The sequence below is a fragment of the Rhodococcus sp. ARC_M6 genome (assembly GCF_022810305.1).
Lineage (GTDB): Bacteria > Actinomycetota > Actinomycetes > Mycobacteriales > Mycobacteriaceae > Rhodococcus_F.
On record NZ_JALGQH010000017.1, the window covers coordinates 11094 to 36489 of the forward strand.

General features: G+C 61.2%; 21 protein-coding genes and 1 tRNA gene. 17 read left to right on the plus strand and 5 right to left on the minus strand.

The features are described from left to right. Positions 1-18 precede the first annotated feature (18 nt). The 10 genes from MTX36_RS17785 to MTX36_RS17830 all read left to right on the plus strand — a co-directional run bounded on the left by MTX36_RS17785 (position 19) and on the right by MTX36_RS17830 (position 11545). Positions 19-1680 carry a Na+/H+ antiporter gene (locus tag MTX36_RS17785; protein ID WP_243621024.1) on the plus strand — a complete coding sequence of 554 codons (1662 nt, stop codon included), beginning with the start codon at positions 19-21 and terminating at the stop codon, positions 1678-1680. After that, positions 1677-2906 (plus strand): lipase family protein, encoded by a 1230-nt coding sequence (locus MTX36_RS17790; protein WP_243621025.1) that lies wholly within the window; start codon positions 1677-1679, stop codon positions 2904-2906. The genes MTX36_RS17785 and MTX36_RS17790 overlap by 4 nt, the downstream gene beginning before the upstream one ends. Continuing rightward, positions 2907-4124, plus strand: coding sequence for a sensor histidine kinase (locus tag MTX36_RS17795; protein ID WP_243621026.1), 1218 nt, complete (start codon positions 2907-2909; stop codon positions 4122-4124). 84 nt (positions 4125-4208) lie between these two features. Further along, a complete protein-coding gene (locus tag MTX36_RS17800) occupies positions 4209-4985 on the plus strand; it encodes a LytTR family DNA-binding domain-containing protein (protein ID WP_243621027.1) in 777 nt (258 codons plus the stop codon). After that, positions 4982-5353 (plus strand): hypothetical protein, encoded by a 372-nt coding sequence (locus MTX36_RS17805; RefSeq protein ID WP_243621028.1) that lies wholly within the window; start codon positions 4982-4984, stop codon positions 5351-5353. Before MTX36_RS17800 ends, MTX36_RS17805 begins: the two co-directional genes overlap by 4 nt. Positions 5354-5363: 10 nt before the next feature. Continuing rightward, positions 5364-7115, plus strand: coding sequence for a cation acetate symporter (locus tag MTX36_RS17810; RefSeq protein ID WP_243621029.1), 1752 nt, complete (start codon positions 5364-5366; stop codon positions 7113-7115). 150 nt (positions 7116-7265) lie between these two features. Next, positions 7266-7628, plus strand: coding sequence for a DUF485 domain-containing protein (locus MTX36_RS17815; RefSeq protein WP_243621030.1), 363 nt, complete (start codon positions 7266-7268; stop codon positions 7626-7628). Further along, positions 7625-9262, plus strand: a complete 1638-nt coding sequence (locus MTX36_RS17820) for a cation acetate symporter (RefSeq protein ID WP_243621031.1) — start codon at positions 7625-7627, stop codon at positions 9260-9262. Before MTX36_RS17815 ends, MTX36_RS17820 begins: the two co-directional genes overlap by 4 nt. A gap of 76 nt (positions 9263-9338) precedes the next feature. After that, the gene (locus MTX36_RS17825) at positions 9339-9770 is read left to right on the plus strand and encodes an SRPBCC family protein (protein ID WP_243621032.1); all 432 of its coding nucleotides are present in this window, start codon (positions 9339-9341) and stop codon (positions 9768-9770) included. A gap of 113 nt (positions 9771-9883) precedes the next feature. Beyond that, positions 9884-11545, plus strand: coding sequence for a VWA domain-containing protein (locus tag MTX36_RS17830; protein ID WP_243621033.1), 1662 nt, complete (start codon positions 9884-9886; stop codon positions 11543-11545). Here the strand turns inward: MTX36_RS17830 and MTX36_RS17835 are convergent. Next, positions 11542-12450, minus strand: a complete 909-nt coding sequence (locus tag MTX36_RS17835; protein WP_243621034.1) for an ABC transporter substrate-binding protein — start codon at positions 12448-12450, stop codon at positions 11542-11544. The genes MTX36_RS17830 and MTX36_RS17835 overlap by 4 nt on opposite strands. Before the next feature lie 95 nt (positions 12451-12545). On the opposite strand from MTX36_RS17835, the gene MTX36_RS17840 reads away from it, so the two are divergent. Continuing rightward, positions 12546-14822: an ATP-dependent DNA ligase gene (locus MTX36_RS17840; RefSeq protein WP_243621035.1), complete on the plus strand. Its 2277-nt coding sequence runs from the start codon at positions 12546-12548 to the stop codon at positions 14820-14822. A gap of 18 nt (positions 14823-14840) precedes the next feature. On the opposite strand, the gene MTX36_RS17845 is transcribed toward MTX36_RS17840, so the two are convergent. Further along, positions 14841-15821 carry a serine hydrolase gene (locus MTX36_RS17845; RefSeq protein ID WP_243621036.1) on the minus strand — a complete coding sequence of 327 codons (981 nt, stop codon included), beginning with the start codon at positions 15819-15821 and terminating at the stop codon, positions 14841-14843. A gap of 255 nt (positions 15822-16076) precedes the next feature. Between MTX36_RS17845 and MTX36_RS17850 the strand changes: the two genes are divergently transcribed. From MTX36_RS17850 to MTX36_RS17865, 4 genes are all read left to right on the plus strand, one after another. Continuing rightward, positions 16077-16592, plus strand: a complete 516-nt coding sequence (locus tag MTX36_RS17850; RefSeq protein ID WP_243621037.1) for an NlpC/P60 family protein — start codon at positions 16077-16079, stop codon at positions 16590-16592. A 90-nt stretch (positions 16593-16682) separates the two neighbouring features. Next, positions 16683-17363 carry a response regulator transcription factor gene (locus MTX36_RS17855; RefSeq protein WP_243621038.1) on the plus strand — a complete coding sequence of 227 codons (681 nt, stop codon included), beginning with the start codon at positions 16683-16685 and terminating at the stop codon, positions 17361-17363. After that, the gene (locus MTX36_RS17860) at positions 17360-18355 is read left to right on the plus strand and encodes a cell wall metabolism sensor histidine kinase WalK (protein ID WP_243621039.1); all 996 of its coding nucleotides are present in this window, start codon (positions 17360-17362) and stop codon (positions 18353-18355) included. The genes MTX36_RS17855 and MTX36_RS17860 overlap by 4 nt, the downstream gene beginning before the upstream one ends. Before the next feature lie 72 nt (positions 18356-18427). Continuing rightward, complete coding sequence (locus MTX36_RS17865; RefSeq protein WP_243621040.1) at positions 18428-19894, plus strand: DUF4153 domain-containing protein; 1467 nt, start codon at positions 18428-18430, stop codon at positions 19892-19894. A gap of 64 nt (positions 19895-19958) precedes the next feature. On the opposite strand, the gene MTX36_RS17870 is transcribed toward MTX36_RS17865, so the two are convergent. After that, positions 19959-22295: an arylsulfatase gene (locus MTX36_RS17870; RefSeq protein WP_243621041.1), complete on the minus strand. Its 2337-nt coding sequence runs from the start codon at positions 22293-22295 to the stop codon at positions 19959-19961. Positions 22296-22502: 207 nt separating this feature from the next. On the opposite strand from MTX36_RS17870, the gene MTX36_RS17875 reads away from it, so the two are divergent. Beyond that, positions 22503-23147, plus strand: a complete 645-nt coding sequence (locus MTX36_RS17875) for a TetR/AcrR family transcriptional regulator (RefSeq protein WP_243621042.1) — start codon at positions 22503-22505, stop codon at positions 23145-23147. A 45-nt stretch (positions 23148-23192) separates the two neighbouring features. Then, on the plus strand, positions 23193-24110 hold the full coding sequence (locus MTX36_RS17880; RefSeq protein WP_243621043.1) for a TauD/TfdA family dioxygenase: 918 nt from the start codon (positions 23193-23195) through the stop codon (positions 24108-24110). Between the two features lie 7 nt (positions 24111-24117). Here MTX36_RS17880 and MTX36_RS17885 read toward each other — a convergent pair whose 3' ends face one another. Together MTX36_RS17885 and MTX36_RS17890 are read right to left on the minus strand one after the other, a co-directional pair. Further along, positions 24118-25041, minus strand: coding sequence for a formylglycine-generating enzyme family protein (locus MTX36_RS17885; RefSeq protein WP_374230499.1), 924 nt, complete (start codon positions 25039-25041; stop codon positions 24118-24120). A 224-nt stretch (positions 25042-25265) separates the two neighbouring features. Next, a tRNA-Arg gene (locus MTX36_RS17890) sits at positions 25266-25338 on the minus strand. Between the last annotated feature and the right edge of the window lie 58 nt (positions 25339-25396).

Below are 25396 nucleotides of genomic sequence, written 5' to 3' on the forward strand. Positions count from 1 at the left end.
GGCAGGCACAATAGGCGGGTGAACTTCACCTGGATTCTGCTGGTAGTCATCGCCGCCATCGCAGTCACCGGGCTGGCGAATCGCCGAAACCTACAGGCGCCCCTCGTTCTGGTTGCGGTCGGTTCGGCTGCGTCGTTCATTCCGGGAATGCCTCGGCCAGAACTGGATCCACACGTCATTCTCGGCGTGGTGCTGCCGCCGTTGCTGTATTCGGCGGCCCTCAAATTCTCGGTGGCGACATTCAAACGGAACCTTGCGCCGATCCTGCGCCTGGGCGTAGGCATGGTTCTGGTCACGGCCGGCGTCGTAGCCTTCTTCGCCGAATGGTTGGTACCGGAACTCACGATCGGTGCCGCATTGGTTCTCGGGGCGGTCATCGCGCCCACCGACGCGGTCAGTGCCGTGGCGGTAGGCCAGAAACTGGGACTTCCGAAGCGCGTCATAGCAATTCTCACCGGTGAGGGCCTGGTCAACGACGCAACCGCACTGACGTTGTTCACCGTCGCGGTAGCTGCGGTGACGGGCACGCGGATCGCGACGGACTCACCGCTGTTGTTCTTCGCTTACGAAGTGGTGGGCGGCATCGTGATCGGGTTGGTACTCGCGTTCATCGTGAAGTTCGTGCGTGCGCGGATGTACGATTCACCGCTCGAAACGGGTCTGGGACTGGTCCTTCCGTTTGCCGCGTATCTGGCTGCCGAAGAGCTTCACGCGTCGGGTGTTTTGGCAGTTGTGGTCGCAGGCTTGGTAATCGGGCACTATTCGACGGATGCGTCGATCATGACGAGGTTGCAGGAGCGATCGGTCTGGTCGAGCCTGGAGACACTACTCGAGATGTTCGTGTTCGCGTACATGGGTTTGCAGTTGAGTTTCGTGATCGACGATGTTGTGGCGGACGGGCTTCCGGTGGTCCACGTGTTCTTCTACGGGCTTGCGGTGTTGGCCGTGGTGATCGTGATCCGGCCGGTGTGGTTGTTCCTGAGTTACTCACGGGTGCGTTTCGGTGTGACATTCCGCCGAGGGCTTCGTCAGAAACAGCTGTCGTGGAAACAGAATCTAGTGGTGTCCTGGGCCGGAATGCGCGGAGTAGTCACCCTCGCAGCGGCCGGAGGTATTCCCTTTGCTCTTTCGACCGGTGAGCCGTTTCCCGGACGCGGTGTCATCCAAGCCATCGCTTTCATCGTCGCCGTCGGGACTCTGCTCTTGCAGGGTTCGACCCTGCCGTTCTTGATTCGCCGGCTGGATGTAGCCGATCCGTACGAGACGTTGCGTAACCAGGAACAGATGGAGTTGGCGCGCAACATCTCTCGTCGGGCCGGCGAGAAAGCGCTGGCAGAGGTAGCCGCTCATCCGCCGCCGGAAATCGACAGCAAGGAATTGCAAGCGATCGTCGAGCGGGTGCGAAGGTCGATGCAGGCCCGTCTTCAAGTCCAGGAGACTGACGAGGACAATGACCGTGAGGCGGCGATGTGGCATGCGGGAGCGTTGTTCGACAAGTTCCGGCACCAGTCGCTGCGCTCGCAGCGTGTGGCACTGATTGCGGCGCGGGACAGCGGCGATCTGGACGACGACGTCTTGCGTACCGTGTTGGAAGGTCTTGATCTCGAGGAGGCCGCTGCCGAAGAACGGGTACGACGCCGTCGTGCGCGGGTGGCGGCAAAAGGAGAAGGTACGTCATGAGCGTAGGTAGTTCGAGAGTTCGGCGATCGGTCTGGGGCGCACTCGCGGTGGGCGCCGTGGTGTTGAGTGCGGCGTGTGGATCGGCCGGGTCCGATGCACCTGCCACGATGTCGTCGACTGCTCCGTCGGCCTCTCCCTCGGTAGATGAACAGTCGAGTGCTCAGCGCGGCGTCGTCTTCGAGAACGAGCCGTTCACGACAACAGCAGAAGTGACCGGCACCGGTGCAACTGCCCGGAAGATTCTCTACGGTTCGACCTCCGGCATCGACGGCCGCGAAACCCGAGTTTCGGGAACGGTGTTCACCCCACCGGGAACTCCGCCCGAAGGGGGATGGCCAATCGTCTCCGTCGGACACGGCACCACCGGCATTTCCGATGACTGCGCTCCGTCTACCTCACCGACACTCTTCGGTGCAATGGGTTTGGTGGCGCCGCTCCTGAAGTCCGGATACGTTGTTGCCGCGACGGATTTCGAAGGCCTCGGTACCGACGGTCCACACCCGTACCTGCAACCGGATACCGCCGCCTACAACGTCATCGACGCGGTTCGTGCTGTTCGAAACGTTGTCCCGGATACCTCGACTCGGTGGGCGAGCTTGGGGCTCTCGCAAGGTGGGCAGGCATCGTGGGCGGCCGCAGAGAAGGCTGGCGACTACGGCGATGGACTCGAATTCGTCGGTGCGGCAAACCTTTCACCCGCGGCCGATATCTCACCGATCATCACCAGTGGAGCAGACGTGAATCTATCTCTGCCTCAACAACTGTTGCTTCCTTACGTTTTGGAGGGGTTGTCACAGATGCATCCCGAACTCGATCGGGGTGACTACGTGCACGGTGCGTTCGCGGAAAATTACGAACTACTGTCTTCGTGCCTCACCGCCCGCGCGAGCGAGAAGTTCGGGCTGGCCGGCAAGGTCACTGCGGCGGACACCCGGCCGAGTACAGATGCCGACGCCGATCGAATTCACGGCTGGCTGAGCGACATTGCACTGCCGCGGCAACGGGCGAGCGGCCCTCTGTACGTGGTGGTCGGTGGAAACGACAATCTGATTCGACCCGAGTGGACCGAAGCTGCCGTGGGCCGTGCCTGTGCTGACGGTGACGTGATCGAATTCGTGTCCCGGCCCGGGGAGGGGCACGCAGACGGCAAAGCGGTTCCCGGTGCCGTCGCCTGGATTCAAGATCGCTTTGCCGGAGTTCCGGCCCCGAACAACTGCGGCGCGTAGATGAGTCCGACGGTAGCCGCGCTGTTCATCGGGATAGTCGTCGTTCTGGTGGTGGGTTTGACGGCGGTCTGGATGCGTACCAGACGCGAAGTCACCTCTCCGTCGGAACGCGCCGTTCATGCAGCCTTGCACACGGCTTCACTTGCAGCGCGGCCACTTCGGCGTGGACTCGACAGTGAATCTGCTGCCGAAGCCGCACCGCACCTGCGTGAGTTGACCGGTGCTCGAGGTTTGGGAATCGCCGACGCTACCGGAGCCGTGCTGACCTGGAACGGACCCCACGGAACGCTGGCCGAACAGTTTCACGATGCCGCGGTCCGCGCGATCGAGGGGGAGCGCCGCGTCCTGGTGACCTACGCAGACTTGGTGCGGGGCAACGGGGATCACGGTGTTCGCGCACTGATCGTGCAGCCGATGGTCATCGAGGACACCGGCGTCGTCGGGGTGCTGGGTGTCGTCACCACCGAGGATCCGTGGCCGGGAATGCTGGGCGCAATCACGGATGTAGCTCGATATGCCTGCAGCCAAATCGAATTGGCAGATCTGGATGCTTCGCGTGCACGACTCGATCGCGCGGAAGTTCGCGCTCTGCGGGCGCAGATCAGTCCACACTTCATCTACAACGCACTCAACACTGTCGCGTCGTTTGTGCGCACCGATCCGAATCGCGCGCGTGAGCTCATTCTCGAGTTCGCCGATTTCACTCGCTACTCGTTCCGCTCGGCGGGTGAATTCACGCTGCTGGCAGACGAATTGCGCAACATCGACCGATACCTGACCCTCGAGCGGGCCAGGTTCGGTGATGCGCTCGGCGTGAAACTGCAGGTGGCACCGGAAGTGCTCAATGTGGTTCTTCCGTTTCTGGCTCTTCAGCCGCTGGTCGAGAACGCCGTCCGCCACGGTATTTCCGGCAAGGCGGACGGCGGCACCATCAGCATCATTGCGGCAGACGAAGGGCCCGACTGCGTCATCAGTGTCGAGGACGACGGCGTCGGAATGGACCCGGATCTGTTGCGGTTCGGGTCCCTCGATGCCATCGAATCCGGTCCCGGTCGGCCCAGTGCACGGGAAGCCGCACATGTCGGCTTGGCCAATGTGGACGACCGTTTGCGTGCGGCATTCGGCAACGATTACGGCCTGGTGGTGGAAACCGCACCGGGCGCCGGAACGAAGGTCAGCATGCGCGTACCCAAGTTCAAGCAGGGCATACATGCGTGAGCAGGGCCTTGCCTGTGATTCGGGGCTTTACGGGCCAGTGGCGACGCGTCGTGGGAACATAGGGCTGCTGTGAATGAGACTGACATGGGTGCCCAATTGACCGTCCTGGCCGTCGACGACGAAAAACCGGCGCTCGACGAGCTGGCTTTTCTGCTGCGCGCACAAGCGCCGGTAGCGCATGTCCATACGGCGTCCGATGCGACGACGGCACTGCGGATCCTTCGCGACGGCGGAATCGACGCGGTCTTTCTCGACATCAACATGCCAGGCCTCGACGGTTTGGAACTGGCCGGGATCCTCTCCAATTTTGCGACTCCACCGCCCGTCGTTTTTGTTACCGCGCATGATGACCGTGCAGTGGCGGCGTTTGATCTGGGCGCGGTCGACTACCTCCTCAAACCGCTCCGCGAAGAGCGGTTGGCGCAGGCAGTGCTTCGCATCGTCGGTTTGGCGGGGCGTAGTCAGGGTGCGGTCAAGCCTGATCCAGCGCCCGGAGACGAAGTGATTCCCGTCGAACTCGGCGGGGTCACCACTTTGGTGCAGCGTTCGTCGGTGGAGTGGGTGGAAGCCGACGGTGACTATGCGCGCTTGCATACCGCCGGTAAGTCGCATCTCGTCCGGATACCCATCTCGACTCTCGAATCTCGGTGGGCCGAAGCGGGTTTCTTGCGGGTGCACCGTTCCTATCTGGTGTCGCTGGCGCTGGTGACCGGAATTCGTACCGTCGGTAGCGGTTTGGTGGTGACGCTGCGTCCGCACGCCGGGAAACCGCCGGTGGAGTTGCCCGTGAGCCGTCGGCATACCCGTGAACTGAAGGATCGTTTGGTCCGTGCGCCCAAACAGAGTTGGTTGTCGCGGTGAGCGCGCAGTCGGATCCGTCTGCACGCCAGCGAGTGGTTTTGGCGCATCGTCACGGCGCTCGCATAGTCCGAACCCGGGTGGAGGTCCAGGAACAGACCGAGGTCGGTGACGCCATGATCCAGGGTCTGGTGCGCGCGCAGTTGGGTCTGGCGATTCGGTTGGCGGTGGTCGCGGCTGGGTTGTTGTGCGCCATACCGCTGTTGACCACACTCTTTCCGGCACTGTCGGCCTATTCGGTGTGGGGTATCAGGCTTCCGTGGTTGGTGATGGGCGGCGCCGTCTATCCGCTGCTGTTGATTACCGGCTGGGTGTTCGTGCGCCGGGCCGAGCGCAACGAGCAGGATTTCACCGACCTCGTGGACGACTGAGCGCGTCGTCGTGGGTGGGCATTCGATTCCGGTGTTGACCGTGTTGGGCATCGTCGCTGCGGCAGTGGCGACGGTCGCGATCGGTATTTACGGGGTGCGGCTTTCTCGCACCACCTCGGATTTTCTGGTCGCCTCGCGCAGCGTGGGTCCGCGGTGGAACGCCACGGCAATTTCAGGCGAGTACCTCTCGGCGGCTTCCTTTCTCGGTGTTGCCGGGTTGGTGGCAAAGTACGGGGCGGACGCATTGTGGTATCCGATCGGATTCACTGCCGGGTACTTGGCCTTGCTTCTTTTTGTTGCCGCGCCGCTGCGCAGATCAGGCGCCTACACGGTTCCCGACTTTGCAGAATTTCGTTTGGGCTCACCGCGTTTGCGCAAACTGGCGATGCTGGTGGTCGCGATGATTTGCATCCTGTATCTGATCCCGCAGTTTCAAGGAGCCGGCCTCACACTCAATATCCTTCTGGGCGTTCCCAGTTGGATCGGCGGAGTTGTCGTCGGGCTGATCGTTATCGCCAATGTGGTGGGCGGCGGGATGCGCTCCATCACGTTTGTCCAGGCATTTCAGTATTGGCTCAAGCTGACGGCGGTCGCCATTCCCGCCGTCGCGCTGACCTTCTATTTCTTTGCCGACGAACATGACGTGGGTGCGCCGGCGCCGCCGACGGTCAGCGAACAGACCACCGTCGACATCACTACCGATGTCGTGGTGCAGGTTTCGGAACCGGTGACCGTGCGAGGCGGAGATGTCGACGGCAGTCCGATCTCGGGGACCGTCGTCCTCCAGCCCGGTGAGCACACGCTCGGCGAGGGTATGTCCATGGTTCTCGATGCCGGTGCTGCCGTTCCGGTCGTAGCCGGTGCACCAGCCCAGAACTCGGATTGGATTTCGCCCGGGTGGGGATTCGGTGGACCCCATCCGATGTATCAGGTGTACTCACTGATGCTCGCGACGTTCCTCGGAACTCTCGGTCTGCCACACGTACTCGTGCGTTTCTACACCAACCCGGATGGGCGGGCCGCACGCTTGACGTCGTTGGCGGTGGTGGGGCTGGTCAGCGTGTTCTATCTATTTCCGATGCTGCTCGGAGTGTTTGCGCGGTTGTACGTTCCGCAGTTGCTGATTACCGGAACGTCGGATGCTGCGGTTCTGCTGCTCCCCGGTTCGGTGTTTTCCGGGTGGGGTGGGCAGTTGTTGGCCGCGCTGGTGGCGTCGGGCGCTATCGCGGCGTTCCTGTCGACCTCCTCGGGTCTGCTGGTCAGTATTGCCGGAGTGATCAGTACTGATGTCCTGCGTGGACGGGTGCGTGATTTCCGCATCGCTGCACTGCTGGCTGGTGTGATTCCACTCCTTATGTCCCTTGCCGTGGTGTCAGTCGACCTCTCCCGCACTGTCGGGTTGGTGTTTGCCGTCGCGGCGTCGACACTCTGTCCTTTGCTGCTCCTGGGCGTCTGGTGGCGCGGATTGACCGCGGTGGGCGCAGGTGCCGGAATGGTGGTGGGTGGATTCGTGGCCGGGTCGGCCGCGACCGTCGCTATCCTCGGCGGATTGTCGGAGACGGTGCTCAGCGGTTGGCCCGCCGCGATCTTCGCGTTTCCGGCAGCAGTCAGTGTGCCGCTCGCATTCGTGACGATGATCGTGGTGAGCAAGGCGTCGAGTAAGCAAATACCTGCAGATATCGCACGGATCTTTACCCGAATGCATGCACCCGAGCGCCTTGGTATGGGGTCCGACCGCGAAGAAGATCTGCGTCAGCCCTAGATTTTCGGTGCCGTTTGTCGCGCCAGGGTGACCGTTTGGCGCACCGCCCGACAGCTCACCGTGTGAGCGTCACCACATTCACATTGTGTGACTCCGATCTCACTAACGTCTGCAGGTAGTTCACTTCACACGCGAGGCGAGGAGCCGGCAGTGTCCACAGCGGAAATCAGTGAGGGAGCGTCGCAAGAGCGACCTACCCCGGATGCTCAGGCATTCATAGACATGCAAGCAAGCCCGGAGTTCCAGGAACTCCGTACTCGACTGCGCAAGTTCGTTTTCCCCATCACTGCATTCTTCCTGCTCTGGTATGCGGTGTACGTCTTACTCGCGACCTACGCCCATGACTTCATGGCCACCAAGGTCCTCGGCAACATCAATCTCGGCATCATCCTCGGGCTCGGTCAGTTCGTGACCACGTTCGTGATCACCGCCTGGTACGTGAAGTTCGCCAGCCGCGAGCTGGACCCGCGTTCCGCCGCTATCCGTGAAGAACTGGAAGGTCCCGCATCGTGATCACCACTCTCGCCGCGTCCGGGACGGACGTAGGAAACCCCGCCTTCAACATTGCGATCTTCCTCGCGTTTGTCGTCGTGACAATGACACTGGTCATCCGTGCCAGTCGTACCACCAAGAAGGCTTCCGACTTCTACACCGGCGGTGGACAATTCACCGGGCCGCAGAACGGTTTCGCTATCGCCGGCGACTACCTCTCGGCCGCGTCGTTCCTCGGAATTGCCGGTGCCATCGCGGTCTACGGTTACGACGGCTTCCTCTACTCCATCGGCTTCCTCGTCGCCTGGCTGGTCGCTCTGCTTCTGGTGGCCGAATTGCTCCGGAATACCGGCAGATTCACGATGGCCGACGTATTGAGCTTCCGTCTCAAGCAGCGGCCGGTGCGTATGGCAGCAGCACTTTCCACTCTGACGGTCTCGCTCTTCTACCTGTTGGCCCAGATGGCCGGTGCCGGTGGACTTGTCGCGCTTCTACTCAACATCGACGGCAAGTTCGGTCAGGGCGTTGTCGTCGCAATCGTCGGCGTCTTGATGATCGTCTACGTTTTGGTCGGCGGCATGAAGGGCACCACCTACGTGCAGATGGTCAAGGCTGTCCTGCTGGTAGCCGGCGCGGGAATCATGTTCGTGCTGGTGCTGTGGGCAGTGCGCGGCAACTTCTCGCAGCTGCTCGCCAATGCGCAGGACATGGTCAACAGTTCCACAACCAAGGGTGTTGCGGGTCGCGATGTTCTCGGACCCGGCGCCAAGTACGGCATCTCTTCGATGAGCAAGCTCGACTTCATCTCTCTCGGACTCGCTTTGGTGCTCGGCACCGCCGGTCTGCCGCACGTTCTCATGCGCTTCTACACGGTCCCCACCGCCAAGGAAGCTCGCCGCTCCGTCACCTGGGCGATCTCCCTGATCGGCGCTTTCTACCTGTTCACACTGGTTCTGGGCTACGGCGCTGCCAGCATGGTTGGCCCGGACAAGATCTTGGCTGCTCCCGGTAAGGAGAACTCGGCGGCACCGTTGCTGGCCTTCGAGCTCGGCGGCACCATCTTCCTCGGCATCATCTCCGCCGTGGCGTTCGCAACCATTCTCGCGGTGGTCGCGGGCCTCGCGATCACAGCTTCGGCGTCCTTCGCTCACGACATCTACGCCAGTGTCATCAAGCGCGGCAACGCAACCGAAGAGCAGCAGGTCCGGGTCTCACGCATCACCGTCGTCGTGATCGGCCTTGTCTCCATCGTTCTCGGCATCGGCGCGATGGGGCAGAACATCGCCTTCCTGGTAGCACTTGCCTTCGCTGTCGCAGCCTCGGCGAACCTGCCGACTCTGCTGTACTCGTTGTTCTGGAAGAAGTTCAACACCACCGGAGCGCTGTTCAGTATTTACGGCGGTCTGATCAGTGCCTTGACGCTGATCGTGTTCTCCCCGGCTGTTTCCGGCAAGCCGTCGTCGATGCTCCCGAACTCTGACTTCGCCTGGTTCCCGCTCTCCAACCCCGGCATCGTCTCGATCCCGTTGGCTTTCGCTCTCGGCATCATCGGTACGTACGTCGGACGCAACAAGCTCGAAGATCCGGCTAAGCAGGCTGAGATGGAAGTTCGTTCCCTGACCGGCGTCGGCGTCGAAAAGGCTGTCGACCACTAAGGAGGGGCTCCGCCCCTATGCGCCTTTCTGGTACCTCCGGTAACCGGAAAGGCGCACAAGGGTTTATTGTCCCCACATGGCAAAGCTCACGGTGAAAATTGACGTTCCGCTCCCGCCGCAGGAAGTGTGGGACAAGGCCTCCGACCTCAGCGGTTACGAGAACTGGCTGGTAGTCCACGACGGTTGGCGCAGTGATCTCCCCGAAAATTTGGGTGTCGGCACTGAAATCAGCTCCGTCGTGACGGTGAAAGGCCTGCGCAATCGCGTGCGCTGGACCATCAAGAAGTACGACGTCCCCAAGGCGCTCTCGCTCAAGGGCGACGGCAAGGGTGGCGTCAAACTGGGTCTCGAGTTGGACATCAAGCCCAAGGAGGCAGGTTCCGAGTTGGCGTTGACGATCGAACTCGGTGGCGCACCACTGTTCGGACCCATCGGGTCCGGAGTTGCCCGGGCACTCAAAGGTGACATCGAAAAGTCGTTGGCACAGTTCGTGCAGATTTACGCCTGAAATTCGAACAAGAGCTACTTTGCGGCAAACATGAGTTAGGATTCTTTCCGGCAGAATAAACGGGTCAATAGTTTGTTATTGACCGGTCGCTTCTGCCGGAGAGGATTCCGTCAATGTCTGGTCGACACGAACCGTCCGGGGTATCCGCAGCGTTGATGCCGCGATCGGTAAAGGTGCTGGTCGGGGTGCTCGCGGTGGTTGCTGTCGCTGGTACTGCAGCATTTGTAGTCACCTTCAGTAGCGTGGAGGCGAGCGTCCCGGCAGTAGCTTCTTCCGTCCCCCCTGAACCAGGTTGTGGGGAGAAGGCCAAGCTTGTCATCGCGGTCGATCCGTCCATCGCGACCGGTGTCGAAGCTGTTGTCGCTACCATTGCTCCGGAAAAGCTCGGTTGCGCATCGTTCACTGTGGTCCCCCAGGATTCTGCCCGTACATTCGGCGATCTCGCCGGTGGTGGAACCGGCCCGGCACTGTGGATCCCCGACTCGTCGGAATGGCTGGACAAGGTGACCGGGGTCGGGAGCAGCAGTTTCCGCAAGGTCAGTGCCTCCGTAGCCTCCACACCGGTCGTCACGGTCACGAAAACCGGAGAAGGGACGCGGCCCGGAAATTGGCTCGACGTTCTTGCGGTACCGGGGTTACACATCGGCGATCCGCTGTCGAGTGCTGTTTCCAGCGCTCCCATTGTGGCGGCTTTTGCCGAAACCCAGGCCCAGAACGGCGATCCGGCATCCATCTTGTCCGCATTGGTTCCCGTGGCCCAGGCGCAGTTGGGAAATGTGAAGGAAGCCGGTTCAACCGGACGCATCGAAAAGGTTGCAGCTGTCGGCGGAACAGCGGTCACGACAGAACAGACTTTTACCTCCTACCTCGCCGCTCACGCCGATGCTCAATTGACCGCAGTGGTGCCGGCAACCGGCACGGTCTTCATGAACTACCCCGTAGCGCTCACCGGAGCCGGAACCGTCGACGCGAGCGCTCAGGCGCAGGTCCTCATCGACGCGCTCTCGTCCGAGACCGGCCGAACGGTCTTGTCCGGACTGGGTTTCCGTGGTCCAGGCAGCGAACCGCTCGGAAGCGGCGGCATCGATGTGAGCGCGTCCCTGGTGCCGAATGATCCGTCGATGGTGACGAAAGCTCTGGCACGGTACGAACTCCTCTCCCGACCGTCGCGCGCCCTGGCTGTTGTCGACGTCTCGGGTTCGATGGACTACGTGCAGGACGGCGTGACCCGCATGGCGGCGACGGCCCAGGCCGGCGACCTCGCGATCCGAATGTTCCCGGGTAACGCGCAATTGGGTTTGTGGGCGTTCTCCATCAAACTCGGCGGCGATACCGACTACCGAGAAATCGAACCGGTTCGACGTATGGACGCGGCCGAGGGCGATGCCGATCATCGCACGCAGCTTCTCTCACACGTCGGCACCTTGCCGTCGCTCGTCGGTGGTGGAACGGGACTGTACGACAGCGTCCTTGCCGCATTCCGTCAGATTCAAAGCACTTACGATCGGGCCTCGATCAATTCGGTAATCCTGGTGACGGACGGGGCTAACGACGATCCGTCGGGGATCAACCTCAAGGACTTGCTCGATACCCTTGCGCGTGAGCAGGATTCCGCTCGACCCGTACCCATCATCACCATCGGTGTCACCGACGACGCGGATACCGAAGTGCTGAAACAGATTTCCGCGGTCACCGGCGGAAACAGCCACTTCGCACCCACTCCCGCGGATATTCCCAAGGTGTTCATCGGAGCGATCAGCGGCCGTGCCGGCTAGTCGAGGATCGGTGCATCCGCTGTGTCGGTGATCCACTCGGTGGCCAGCGCTTCGAGAGTTCCGTCAGCGTAGAGCGAGTCGACTGCAGCAGAAACACAGGCGGTGAGAGGACTGTTCTTCTCGAGAACCAAGCCGAAGAATTCCGTGACGGCGTTCGGCCGGGGGAACTGTCCGACAATCACAGACTGGGGTAGTTCGGTTTCGGTGATGTGAAACCCGGTGGGAATGTCGACGACCAGTGCGTCGATTTCGCCGGCCACCAGCGCCGCCTTCGCGTCGTTGGTGTTTGCATAAGTCCGCGGCGGTGTCTTCGGGGTAATGGTGTCGGTGATGGCAAGCAGGCTCGTCGAACCAGCTTGTGCGCCCAGTCGATATGTCGTGAGCGAAGCGAGATCGGCGGCCTGCGACGCACTGTTGCTCTGCAACGCAATGACAGACTGCGCCACCGCGTAATACGGCGAACTGACATCGACGGCGTCGCGGCGGTCCCCGGAAATCGTGAACTGGTCGAGCGCGAAGTCGAATTCCTTGCTGCCGGGCTTCAATGCGTCGCCCCAGCCGACTCTGGTGAAGGCGACCTGGTCGGAGTTGTACCCGAGCTTCTCGGTCACGGCGCGAGCTACCGCGCCTTCGAACCCTTGACCGTTCGACGGATCGTTGTCGTGAAACCACGGTTCGTACGCCGGTGAATCGGTAGCGACGGTGAGAACTCCGTCGTGTGTGGTGGTGCCACTGAGAGGACCGCAGGTGCCTATCGCCGCGGTTGACGGCAGTTTGGTGAATGCCTCGGTGATGGTTGTCGTCGTATCTGCTCCTGCTGTAGTGCTCTCCGATTCGGCAGAGCAAGACCCCAAGAGGATCGAGGAGGCGAAGATCGCGGTTACGGCAGCGCAACGTCGTGGCATCGGCACCTCGCCATCTTGCCTGCTATGTCCGCTGCGTCCGTGATCGGGCTGCGAATTTTGCGACCCGGTGCCACTTTTTCGCGCACAATGAGGACATGGCGACGACCGATCGGGGTCAGATCACACTCGACGGCATAACCGTGCCCGTGACCAACCTCGGGAAGGTCCTCTACCCCGAGAGCGGGACAACCAAAGCTGAAGTGATCGACTACTACACCCGGATTTCGGCTGTGATGATTTCGCATGTCGTGGCCCGTCCGGGGACGCGCAAGCGGTGGCCGAACGGGGTGGACAGTCAAGCGTTCTTCGAGAAAAATCTCGCATCATCGGCTCCGGCATGGTTGACCCGAGCGTCGCTGCAACACTCCGATCGGGTGGTCACCTATCCCATTTTTGATTCGGTCGCCTCGCTCGCCTGGCTCGGCCAACAAGCCGCGCTCGAATTACATGTTCCGCAATGGCGATTCGACGGTTCCGGCCGTGGACCGGCTACCCGGTTGGTGTTCGATCTGGACCCGGGTGAGGGGGTCGGGTTGGCGGAATGTGCCGAAGTAGCTCGTTGGATCCGTGATTTGGTCGGAACTCTGGGGTGGACGGTCTATCCGGTTACCAGTGGCAGCAAGGGCATTCACCTGTATGTTCCTCTTGATCGGCCACTGGAGGGGAATGGGGCGTCGACCGTCGCCAAGCAGGTCGCGACAGGACTCGAGAAGATTCATCCGGAACTCGTGACGGCCACGATGGCGCGGAATATCCGGGCCGGCAAGGTTTTTGTCGATTGGAGTCAGAACAATCCAGCCAAGACCACCATCGCCCCGTATTCGATGCGCGGGCGCGCTCAGCCTTACGTTGCCGCGCCGCGCAGTTGGGAAGAACTCGACGATCCCACGTTGCGGCAATTGCTGTTCGATGAGGTTCTGGAGCGCGTTGAATTCGGCGGCGATCTGTTAGCCGGCCTGGATCCGACAGTGGCCGTGGAAGATTCATTGACTCGGTACCGAAACAAGCGGTCAGCCGACAGAACCCCGGAGCCGGTACCCCGAGACAAGCCTGCGCCCACTTCCGGAAATTCCTTTGTCATTCAAGAACATCACGCGCGCAGACTGCACTATGACGTTCGGCTCGAACGCGACGGCGTGCTGGTGTCGTGGGCCGTGCCGAAAGGTGTGCCGACGACCGCCGGGGAGAATCGACTGGCAGTGCACACCGAGGACCATCCGATGGAGTACGCCACCTTTTCCGGAGTAATTCCGAAGGGCGAGTACGGCGGTGGTTCGATGACGATCTGGGATTCCGGGACGTACGAGACCGAGAAATGGCGCGACGACGAGGTGATAGTGCGGTTGGCGGGGGAGCGGGTGCAGGGCCGTTTCGCGCTCATCCGGACCAAAGGTGATCAGTGGTTGATGCATCTGATGAAGGATCAAAATGCCAGTTTCGGAACGGAGTTCCCCAAGAATCTCGAGCCGATGCTTGCTACGGCCGGAACAGTTGACGGTCTGGATCCGGAGGAGTGGGCATTCGAAGGGAAGTGGGACGGGATACGCGTAGTACTCGAATACCATTCGGGCACATTGTTACTGCGCAGCCGGTCCGGAAATGACAAGACTGCAGATTATCCGGCGCTGGCGCACCTGGGTGACGGTCTGAAGGGCCACGAGGTAGTCATCGACGGTGAAGTCGTGGCCTACGACGACCGGGGTGTCACCGATTTCGGACTGCTGCAACGTGGTGGAACGCCGGAGTTCTTGGCATTCGATCTCCTGTATCTCGATGGTGTGTCTTTGCTTCGGAAGTCGTATGCCGACAGACGGACAGTGCTGAATGCGTTGGCAGCCAACGTCGGTGATCTCACTGTTCCGCCGCAGATCGAGGGCACGGCCGAAAACGCGCTGGAAGTGAGTCGTGAATCCGGATGGGAGGGGATCGTCGCCAAACGCCTTGCGTCGGTGTATCTTCCAGGACGTCGAGGTTCGAGTTGGATCAAGGTCAAGAACTGGCGCACCCAAGAAGTCGTGATCGGCGGATGGCGAAGGGGGCAAGGCAATCGCTCCCACGGGATCGGTGCCCTTCTCATGGGTATCCCGGGAGAGGCCGGGCTGAGCTATGTCGGCCGGGTGGGTACTGGGTTCACCGATCGGGATCTCGAGAAATTGTTGACGGTATTGGAACCCTTGCAGCAGAATGAAAGTCCTTTCGCGGAGGAACTTCCGACCGACGACAGAAAAGGGGCTGTGTGGGTCAGTCCGGAACTGGTCGGTGAAGTGCGATTCATGGACTGGACGGAGAGCAGTCGACTGCGTCATCCGAGTTGGCGGGGGCTACGCGGAGACAAAGTTGCTGCCGATGTGGAGAAGGAAGCGTTGTCATAGTCGATTCGCATTCACTGTTCAAGGGCACAGTGCATGCGACAGAATTTCGATGGTGTCCGGAGGATTCTTCGGCGTCGAGGTCATAGTTACGGTGAATGCCCGATCCAGCGTTGCACCGGACAACGTGGAGTAGCCGCGGATTCCGCCGCTGTGCCCGACGTAGGTCACTCCACACGGAAGATCTGTTACATGAAGACCCAGGCCGTAGTCGAGTGCGTCGGCTTCGGTCGAGCCTGGTTGTGGGGCGGTCATTTCAGCAAGCTCTTTGTCCGGCAGGATTCTTCCGCTCAACAATGCCCGCCAGAAAGTGTTGAGGTCCTTACCGGTGGAGACCAGCGCACCGGCGGACCACGCGATGGACGGTTCGGTCCGGGAGACATCGGTGCGACCGGTGGCCAGATCTTTATATCCGGTCAGGTGGTCACCCCGAATATCCTGCTCACCGGCCGGCGGGAGGTAGGTGTCTTCGAGATCGAGAGGCTCGAGTATCCGGGCCGCCAGCTCGTCGCTGTAGCTCCGTCCGCTGACGGCTTCGATAAGCGTCCCGAGTGCTAGGTAGTTGGAGTCGGCAAACGGAATCTCACCATCTATTTCGGGGAGTCCGCTGTGAGGTTGCAGTAGTTGCCTGACCGTGACCAGGTCTGCGTGGGCGTTGCTGCCGAGTTGGTTCGGCAGATACTGCCGGACTGGCGCGTCGAGAGTGATCTTCCCTTCCGCGACGAATTGCAGAACGAGCGCTGCCGTGAAGGTCTGTGTCACACTGCCGATCCGAACACGATCGTTGTCGCCGATCGAATCACCGTCGGTCAGATTCGGGACGCCGCTGGTCAGGACCATAGTTGTGTTTCCGCCGTCGAGAGTCGCGATAGCGCCGACGGCGCCCGATTTGGTGAGCGAAACTAGATCCGATTGAACGTCGACAGCCCGTTGGTTCGTGGAGCAGCCGACGAGGGCCAGTGACGTCGCAACTACGACTGCGGCGGCGAGGTGTGAGCGCATGAGTCGAATTTATGAAATTTGTACGCCTTGGTAATCCAGGAAATCCCGGATCTTTCCCTGATCTTTACTGATCAAGGGGACAAAAGACCCCTTTGTGCATTGCTCACAAGCGGGATCGTCGATTCTTGCCCGAATTGCCCGTAATGGCCGTTAGCATCCGAAGTCAGCGATTGAATTTCACCGTTGGACCAGTTCAATGCCATTTTCGGTGCGCGGAGCGCGCGGCCGAAAACACTCCCATCTAAGGACGGTTGCATGAAGTTGTCGACGCTACGCAAGGGAACTGTTGCGGCAATGCTGACCGGAAGTGTGTTGCTGTTGTCCGCCGCACCGGCTCTTGCCGAGCCGGGAAGTGCCGGGAGCAGCGGCAGCCTGGGGAGTATGGGAAGCATCAGCAGTGGTTCCGCGGTCCTGCCGATTCCGAGCCCCGCCGGCCTCGTCGCACTGGCAGCAGCAGGTACGCAAACCGGCAAGCCGTACCAATGGGGTGGCACCGGACCGAACTCGTGGGATTGCTCGGGCCTGACGCAGTGGGCCTTCCGGCAGGCGGGTGTCGCGATTCCGCGCACGAGCCAGGAGCAGGCGAATGCGGGACAAGCGGTTCCGCTGTGGGCGCTGGCGATGGGTGACATCATCACCTTCTATCCCGGCGCGACGCACGTCGGTATCTACGCCGGCGGCGGAATGGTGTTCAACGCCTACGGCACCGGAGTTCCGACCGGGCTGACACCGTTGGCAGATCTGCCGATCAACAACATTCGCCGCTTCTAGTTTTCTGCACCGGACCTTTGGTTCCAATCTGCACAGAACCTTCACAAGTCCTCCCGGGTTCATCCACGTCGGCCTAATACAGTCAGTTCCATGAGTCAGCGAAAAGTGCTCGTGGTCGACGACGAGGTCGGCATCTGCGAATCGATCGCGGCACGGTTACGTGCCGAGGGATTTGACGTGGAGTTGGCGTTCGACGGTCCCAGCGCTGTCTCGCGTTGCGCCGAGATCGACCCGGACCTGGTGGTTCTGGACGTGATGATGCCTGGATTCGACGGCCTCGAGGTATGCCGTCGAATCCAGGCGGTGCGGCCCGTGCCGGTATTGATGCTCACCGCACGTGCCGACGAGACGGACATGGTGATCGGCCTGGGTGTGGGTGCCGACGACTATCTCAGTAAGCCGTTCAGCATGCGGGTGCTGGTAGCACGGGTGCAGGCGTTGCTTCGACGTGCCGATCGTGCCGAGAGCGCGGCGCGGCCCGTGCTCCTTGAATTCGGCGATGTCGTCATCGATCTGACGGAGCGTCGGGTGCGCCGCACGGATCAGGAAGTGCACCTGACGCGAACCGAGTTCGACCTCATTGCCTACCTCGCCGAGAGGCCACGAGCCGCGATTCCTCGTGAGTCGTTGTTCGAGGAGATCTGGGGTTGGGGTGAGGGCGGCGGAAGCCGCACGGTGGACAGTCACGTCAAGGCCTTGCGGCGTAAGTTGGGCCCGTCGGTGATCCGAACGGTTCATGGCGTCGGATACGCCTGGGATGCGCCGAAATGAGTTTCACGGAAAGAGTTTTCGCGAGGTGGCCGCGCCCGCTGGACCCGATGCGTTCCTTCAAGGTCAAAGTCGGTCTCCTCGTCGTTGCGGCGTTGTTCTTCGCGTCGGGCGGATTCTGGCTTACCGCGCAGCAACCGTTCCGCTTTGCATTATTGACGGCTTTAGTGGTGGCACTGGGAGTTACGCAGGTGCTCGCCCACGGCATGACGTCACCGCTGCGTGAGATGACAGCGGCAGCACAGGCCATGGCGCGCGGTGATTACTCCCGTCGAGTCCGGGCAACCTCACGCGACGAGGTGGGTGAACTGGCGGTGGCGTTCAATCGGATGGCCGAGGACCTGGGCGCCGACGACCAGTATCGCCGCGAATTGATCGGCAACGTATCGCACGAATTGCGCACGCCGATAACAGTTTTGCAGGCGTTGCTCGAGAACGTCGTGGACGGCGTGCAGGAGCCGAATGCGGAAACGATGCGCTCGGCGCTCGCTCAGACCGAACGACTCGGCGCTTTGGTAGCCGATCTACTCGATCTCTCGAAACTTGAAGGCGGTGCAATACCGCTGAAGCTCAGCAACTTCGATCTCGAACCCTTTCTCCGGGAAGTTGCCGCAGAGAGGGGAACTGACGTCGCCATCGATGTAAGGCCGCCGAGATTGGCAGTGGTCGCTGATCCAGATCGACTCCACCAGGTGGTGACAAATCTGGTGGACAACGCGGTGCGGCACGGTTCGACGGAGGTGGGGATCGTCATCCGTGCGTACAACCGGGTGGACGGCGAGGCGGTGATCGAGGTGAACGACAACGGACCCGGAATCGAGCCTGACTCTCGCGCGCTGGTTTTCGATCGATTCACTCGAGGCGGTTCCACAGATGGCGGGACCGGACTTGGGCTAGCTATCGCAAAATGGGCGGTCGAACTGCACGGCGGAACCATTGCAGTTGTCGATGCCCGTGCGGGCTGTTGTATCCGAGTAGTGCTGCCGCAGAACTGAACTAGCTGAACGTACGGCGTCACCCTGGATGGGTCGCGTCGCCATTTGCCGAACCCGAAAGTGGGAAGAAACATGACTGCTCCGCTCGTAGTCCCTCAGAAGCCGATGACGACGGTGCCCGCTCCGAAGAAGCCTGGCAGGTTGTGGCGCCGCCCGGACCGAGCGTCCATTGCAACGCGCTCGATGCTCGTCGGCTCGATTGCAGTCGGTCTGCTCGCTGCATCGATCCTCGACATCGGGGTAGTCGGCGCGGCCTACCTCATCGTCGGGATCGGTGTTCTCGCGGTAGTCGGAATCCTGACGCCGCCACGGCTGACGCCAGTTCAATGGGCAGCGTGCGTGGGCGCACTCGCATTGCTGGGAGTAGCCGCGGTTCGCGGGGCGGGTTGGCTTGCTTTCATGTGTATCGTGGCTGCCTGGGTCGTCTTCACCGGGGTGTTGGTCGGCGGTCGCACGTGGACGGGAATCGTTGCGGGAACCGTCATGCCCTGGCGTGCAGCATTTCGAGTACTTCGATTTGCGCGACGGAGAAACCCGCGGGCGGGAAACACCCCACGTATTCCCACACTGCGTTTGGTGGCGGTCAGTGCCGTCAGTATCACGCTTCTTCTGATCTTCGGTTCGCTGTTTGTCAGTGCTGATCCTGAGTTCGCGAAGATTTTCGGTGGTGCACCGTCAGTGCGGGTGGATGAACCGATCGGCCGGCTGGTCATCGGTGCGCTTGTAGCATTTGTCACGCTGAGCGCTGTGTATCTTCGACGTCGAACTCCGCGCGTCGACGCGCTGGCTCCGAAACCATCCGTGCCGCTGCCTCTGTGGGAGTGGGCTGTACCGCTGGCGGTATTGAACATCTTGTTCCTGGGATTTGTTGCAGTGCAGCTGAAAACACTGTTCGGCGGCGATGAGCATGTTCAGGTTACCGATGGTCTGACGTATGCGAACTATGCGCGCCAAGGCTTCTGGCAGTTGATGGCCGTGACGGTCCTGACATTGGTGGTTATCGCCGTCGCCGTGCGCCGCGTAGATCGCGGAGATCGACGATCACGGAACCTGGCTCAGGGACTTCTCGGAGCGCTCTGCGCTTTCAGCTTGGTCATCGTGGCGTCCGCAGTTCATCGAATGTGGCTGTACGAGAACCAGTACGGCTTCACCAGGCTGCGAGTCAGCGTATTCGCCGCAGAACTGCTGCTCGGAGTGGTGTTCATTCTGCTCATCGCGGCGGGGGTGCGAATGTCGGGCAAGTGGCTGCCGATCGGAGTCCTGACAACGGCTGTCGTGGGGCTGCTCGCATTTGCCGTGTTCAACCCAGATGCATACATCGCGGAGAAGAATGTCCAACGTTTCGAGGACGGCAAGAGTATCGACACTCTCTACCTGAGCACACTCTCGGCCGACGCCGTTCCGGCACTGGACCGTTTACCCGAGCCTCAACGCACTCAAACGCTGCATTTTCTGCAGCAGGAACTGCTCGGATCCGAGGATTCGTGGTGGGAGTTCAACAGTTCACGTGAGCGGGCACGGGAAATTCTGGCCGGGTAGCCGCAAAAATCTACGGCCACGCGAGCGCTTGCCCGCGTGGCCGTAAATCCCTCATGCGATGTGGCTAGTGAACTGCGAGCGCAATCTTGTCACGCTCTTCGGTCGAGACGACGTCACGCGTCGGGAGGAGATCGATTCGCACGCTGTTCAGCTTGCCGCCGTAGCGGAAGGTGCCTTGCGCGGCGAATTCCTCCGCGACCGGGCTGCCGCGGTTGATGCCGATGTCCAGCTGCTCGTTCATGCTGAAGATCGCCCGCGTGGTCTTCTCGATCCGGCCTTCGGCGACAACTTCGCCGTCGACGCTCAGGGTGGCGACGCCGCCCTTGCCGATGCCGCCGCCGTCGTACTGGAAGTTGACCGATACTTCCTTGGCATCTGCGTTCAAGGGCTTCTCGGCGCGCACGAACGTCCGGCCGCCACCACTGAAGTTGTAGCAGTACACGGGAACGGAATCGATGATGTACAAAGCGAATCCACCGAATCGGCCGCCCAAGCTGACGAGCATGCCGTCGGCGACGCTGCCCAAATCGGCCGTCAACGAGTACGAGCGGTTGAAGAAGTTGGGTGCTGCCTTCTCGACCAGTCCGTTCATGTGCGGGTAGAGAGTGAGGGACTTGCGGCCCATCATGGGATGCGGCGGACGCGATTCCGGAGTGGAATGCCGTCCGACAGTCCGATCATCAAGGGGGAGTACCTGATACTTGGCTGCCTCGACCAGGAACTTTTCCTTGAGGCGAGCGAGGATCTCGGGATGCTCGTCCGCGAGGTCGCGGGCCTGCGACCAGTCGACAGTGGTGTCGTACAACTCCCACTTGTCGTCGCTGAGTGAGGTCAGCTCGAGTCCGTGCGTTGCCATCAACCAGGGAGCGCGGTGCGCGGTCACGGCGGTCCAGCCATGATCGTAGATGCCGCGGTTGCCGAAGATCTCGAAATACTGTGTGGTGTGGCGTTCTTCGGCCTTAGGCTCGTCGAAGGTGTAGTTCATCGCGACACCCTCCATCGGTTTCTGCGTGACTCCGTCGACGCTCGTGGGTGCGGGAATGCCCGCTGCCTCGAGAATTGTCGGGGTGATGTCGACGCAGTGATGCCACTGTTCGCGGATACCGGGGTTGTCGATTCCCTTGGGCCAGTGTGCGATCAGGCCGTTGCGAGTTCCGCCGTAGTGCGACGCAACCTGCTTTGCCCACTGGTACGGGGTATCGAGCGCCAAGGCCCACGACGCCGGGTAATGCGGGTAGCTGGTTTCGGTGCCCAGTTCGTCGTAACGCGCGAGGACGTCGGCCGTTGCGGTCTTGTAGCCGTTGAGGCCGGCGAGGTAGTTGAAAGAACCCTCCATGCCACCTTCGGCGGAAGCTCCGTTGTCGCCGAGCATGTACAGGACCAGGGTGTTGTCCAGAACTCCCATGTCCTGCAAGCGATCTACGAGTCGTCCGACCTCGTCGTCGGTGTGCTCGAGGAATGCTGCGTACAACTCCATGAGCCGTGCCGAGACCTTCTTCTGGTCGTCATCGAGCTCATCCCAGTGCGGTGCGCCCGGTGCCCACGGAGCCAATTCGGTATCGGGCCCGACGACGCCCATTTCCTTCTGCTTCTCGAGGGTGATCTCACGCTGGCGATCCCAGCCGTGATCGAACTCGCCGACGTACTTGTTCAGGTAGCTGTCCGGAATCTGAAGCGGTGCATGGCAAGCGCCGAAGGGGAGGTAGCAGAAGAACGGCTTGTCGGGGTCCATGGTGTTGACACCCTCGATCCATTCGATCGCGTGATCGACCAGATCCTCCGAGAGGTGGTAACCCTCTTGCGGAGTCTTGGGCAGGTCGACCATCGTAAAGTCCTCGTAGAGGACCGGGGTGAACTGGTCGGACTCGGCGCCGAGGAAACCGTAGAACTTGTCGAAACCTTCACGCACAGGCCAACGGTCGAACGGGCCTGCTGCTGTGGTTTCCCAAGTCGGGGTCTGATGCATCTTGCCGAATGCACCGGTGGCGTAGCCGTTGCCCTGCAGAACGCGGGCGACGGTTGCTGCGGATGCGGGGCGGGTGCCGTTGTATCCGGGTGCGGCGTTGGCCATTTCGGAGATGACACCCATGCCGACGCTGTGGTGATTGCGGCCGGTCAGAGTAGCTGCGCGGGTCGGTGAGCACAGCGCAGCAGTGTGGAACCGGCTGTACTTGATGCCGTTGTCTGCCAGGCGTTCGGCCGTAGGTGTGCGGCAAGGACCGCCGAAAGACGAGGCTGCGCCGAATCCGACATCGTCGATCATGATCAGCAGAATGTTGGGTGCGCCGGCTGGTGGGCGGACTGGTTCGGGCCTTGTGAACGGAACCTGCTGGTCACGGTAGTCGACGGACGCGGCGACGTTCGGTGTTTCGGCGATGATCGGGATGGAATGACGATTCACAAGCGGACTCCTGGCTGTGTAACCGGTACCGGCAATTTAAGGGGCTGACTTAAATTGGAGCGTAGCGTCCGGTTGCCTATCCGAAGCCGGGGTCTCGCTCAGTGAGATGCGACCCCCGCTGTGCGCCTTTATTAACCCGGGGCGGTTAATAAAGGCGCACAGCAAATGGGGTTGCAAAATTAAGTCAGTGACTTATAGGATCTGTTCATGTCCAGTTCGCTAGATCCCAAAAGCGCAATGATCGCCGTCGCCGAACGTATGTTTGCCGAGCGTGGCATCCACGAGGTTTCGATGCGTGACGTTGCGGCAGCGGCTGGGCAGCGCAACAACTCTGCCGTCCAGTATCACTTCGGTGGGCGAGACGGTTTGGTGCAAGCGGTTTTCCGGTTCCGGATGAGTCAGATCAACCTTGCACGTTTGACGTACCTCGACGACATCGATGCAAGTGGTCGAACCGATACGGTTCGGGCCTTGGTCGAAGCGTTCCTCTATCCCCTGGCGGATTTTCTCGCCACTGCAGATGGATCCAACTACGCCCGCTTCATTGCCAGGGTTTCACCCTCGGTAGACACCATGAGTCCGGAATTTCGCGAAGTCAGTGAAGCGAGCAACGAGGTTGTCTCTCGTCTGGCGCGGGCACTCTCACATCTGCCGCGCCGCGTCGCGCTCGAGCGGATCGACCTGATGTCCAACATGACGGTTTCTGCGCTGGCTGTCTTCGAACAGCGACGCGAAGAAGGAATGCCGGTGGTAAAGGCTGACTTCGACGCTACGGTCGTCCATTTGGTGGACCTGATGGTGGCGGCACTTCTTGCTCCGCAGAGCGGACACACACGAACGCGAACCACGTGAGTCGATTGACTCGCGACCCCGCATACAACTGATCGGAGCCTTTCGATGGCAGCACTCACGTCCTCCCGTACCGTTCAAATCGGTAATCACACAATCGAATTCGGACCTCGCGGGATGCGCCGCAACCCCGAGGGCGTGGAGTCGATGCCCTACGAGCGTTTCACGCTGACGCCGGTCACTCCGTTCATCGGTGCCGAGATCAGCAACATCGACCTGCGCGATCCTTCGGCGGAACAGATCGAGGACATCCGCCGGGCACTTCTCGAATGGAAGGTCGTATTTTTCCGCGACCAGAACATCTCCAGCCTCAATCACCGTGACTTCGCCAGCAATTGGGGCGAACTCGAAGTTCATCCGCTGCTTCCGCAGGGTGAGGTCCCGGCCGTGGTCCGATTCGAGCGTGGCGAGGACAGTCCGGGTACCGAAAACATCTGGCACGTCGACGTCACGTGGACCAAGACCCCGCCGCTGGGGTCTGTCCTGCGTGCGATCGATGTTCCGCCGGCCGGCGGCGACACACTCTGGGCCGATATGGGTAACGCCTTCGATTGCCTTCCTGCCGAGGTCAAGGAACTGATCGACGGCCGCGACGCGATTCACGACTTCGTGCCGTCGTTCGGCCGCGGAATGACTCCCGAGAAGCTCGAGCAGATGAAGGAACAGTTCCCGCCGGTGCTGCATCCGATGGTGCGCAAGCATCCCGAAACGGGTCGCAAGACACTGTTCGTGAACAGCCTCTTCACCACTCACATCCCGGATATGGATCCCATCGAGAGCCGTGATCTGCTCAACCTGTTGTTCGCGCAGGTCAAGGTTCCCGATTTCCAGTGCCGCTTCAAGTGGGCTGCTAATTCAATTGCGTTCTGGGACAACCGAGCAACGCAGCACTACGCGGCCAGCGATTATTTCCCGCATCGCCGCGTCATGGAGCGCGTCGCGATTCTGGGCGACGCACCTTTCTGATCGGTTCTCAGTCCTGCGGAATCCGCACGATGCACCGGAAGCCGACGTGGCAGGTCGAGGACTCTTCGGACTCGCTCTGCCGCGCGGCCGGCCGGTACCGCAAGCAGTAGTTGGGCGCACACAGGTGTGAGCCACCCTTGATGACGCGTCGCGCATATGGTTCTCCCGCAACAGTTTCCGTGGCGAACTCGGCACGAGGGTTGCGGGGAATGCAGCAGGAGGTCGCAGGCGCAACATTTTTGGAACTGTGGGCGTGGTCGGACGTGAAGTGATCGGCCGTCCACTCCCATACGTTGCCGGCCATGTCGAGCAATCCATACCCGTTGGGACGGAACTTGCCGACGGGCGCGGTGCGCTCGTACCCGTCCTCGAGCAGGTTCTCCCACGGGAACTGGCCCTGCCACACATTTCCGCCGGGCTTCCCGCCCGGTGAGTCCTCGTTGCCCCAGACGTAAGCCTGACGGTCGAGACCACCGCGGGCAGCGAACTCCCACTCAGCTTCGCTGGGAAGTTCTTTGCCGGCCCACTCGGCATACGCCTGAGCGTCGAAGTACGAGATATGGGTGACGGGATGCTTCTCGCGTCCGCCGACATTGCTGTCGGGACCTTCCGGGTGTCGCCAGTCGGCTCCCGGAGTGAACGACCACCACTGCGTGTAATCGTCGAGCGATACCGGCCCGGGCGGGGAGTTGAACACCAACGAACCGGGTACCAACAGCGCCGGATCGGCATCGGGGTAGTCCTCGGCCGCTGGTGCGATCTCCGCCGTCGTGACATGCCCGGTGGCTTTGACGAAACGTCGAAACTCGGCGACGGTTACGGCCGTCGTATCCATCCAGAAACTGTCGACACTCACCTGGTGAACTGGGCGTTCTTCGGGATAGAAATCCTCGGAACCCATCCAGAACGTTCCACCCGGAATCAAAGACATATTTTTCGGGGGAGTGCTCAGCGCGGGTGATGACGTCATGAAATCAGGATCGCATGCACCGGCGTCGAGATGAAACACAATCCCACTTGGTGCCTGTCTTGAACGAACCTGGCACCGTTTGTGCACAGTTGGCGCCCCTTGTAGCGGGCAGGAAACGATACTCACTGGAGGGAAGGGGTGCTAGCTTCCAGCGTCCAGGTCTGATCTGGCAGCTTCGGCTGCTGTGCCCTCGGCAGGATTCGAACCTGCGACCCTTCCTTTAGGAGAGGAATGCTCTATCCCCTGAGCTACGAGGGCGGGGAGCGCATCCGAAAAGCATAGAAACGCATGTTGTACTGCGGTTTTCGCTTGACGG

What these genes read in the sequence shown, in the direction of transcription:
- MTX36_RS17825 (WP_243621032.1), top strand. Translation starts at nt 9,339, where the DNA reads ATGGCAAAGCTCACGGTGAAAATTGACGTTCCGCTCCCGCCGCAGGAA.
- MTX36_RS17850 (WP_243621037.1), top strand. Translation starts at nt 16,077, where the DNA reads ATGAAGTTGTCGACGCTACGCAAGGGAACTGTTGCGGCAATGCTGACC.
- MTX36_RS17800 (WP_243621027.1), top strand. Translation starts at nt 4,209, where the DNA reads ATGGGTGCCCAATTGACCGTCCTGGCCGTCGACGACGAAAAACCGGCG.
- MTX36_RS17855 (WP_243621038.1), top strand. Translation starts at nt 16,683, where the DNA reads ATGAGTCAGCGAAAAGTGCTCGTGGTCGACGACGAGGTCGGCATCTGC.
- MTX36_RS17835 (WP_243621034.1), bottom strand. Translation starts at nt 12,450, where the DNA reads ATGCCACGACGTTGCGCTGCCGTAACCGCGATCTTCGCCTCCTCGATC.
- MTX36_RS17790 (WP_243621025.1), top strand. Translation starts at nt 1,677, where the DNA reads ATGAGCGTAGGTAGTTCGAGAGTTCGGCGATCGGTCTGGGGCGCACTC.
- MTX36_RS17795 (WP_243621026.1), top strand. Translation starts at nt 2,907, where the DNA reads ATGAGTCCGACGGTAGCCGCGCTGTTCATCGGGATAGTCGTCGTTCTG.
- MTX36_RS17860 (WP_243621039.1), top strand. Translation starts at nt 17,360, where the DNA reads ATGAGTTTCACGGAAAGAGTTTTCGCGAGGTGGCCGCGCCCGCTGGAC.
- MTX36_RS17880 (WP_243621043.1), top strand. Translation starts at nt 23,193, where the DNA reads ATGGCAGCACTCACGTCCTCCCGTACCGTTCAAATCGGTAATCACACA.
- MTX36_RS17875 (WP_243621042.1), top strand. Translation starts at nt 22,503, where the DNA reads ATGTCCAGTTCGCTAGATCCCAAAAGCGCAATGATCGCCGTCGCCGAA.
- MTX36_RS17840 (WP_243621035.1), top strand. Translation starts at nt 12,546, where the DNA reads ATGGCGACGACCGATCGGGGTCAGATCACACTCGACGGCATAACCGTG.
- MTX36_RS17885 (WP_374230499.1), bottom strand. Translation starts at nt 25,041, where the DNA reads ATGTCTTTGATTCCGGGTGGAACGTTCTGGATGGGTTCCGAGGATTTC.
- MTX36_RS17865 (WP_243621040.1), top strand. Translation starts at nt 18,428, where the DNA reads ATGACTGCTCCGCTCGTAGTCCCTCAGAAGCCGATGACGACGGTGCCC.
- MTX36_RS17845 (WP_243621036.1), bottom strand. Translation starts at nt 15,821, where the DNA reads ATGCGCTCACACCTCGCCGCCGCAGTCGTAGTTGCGACGTCACTGGCC.
- MTX36_RS17830 (WP_243621033.1), top strand. Translation starts at nt 9,884, where the DNA reads ATGTCTGGTCGACACGAACCGTCCGGGGTATCCGCAGCGTTGATGCCG.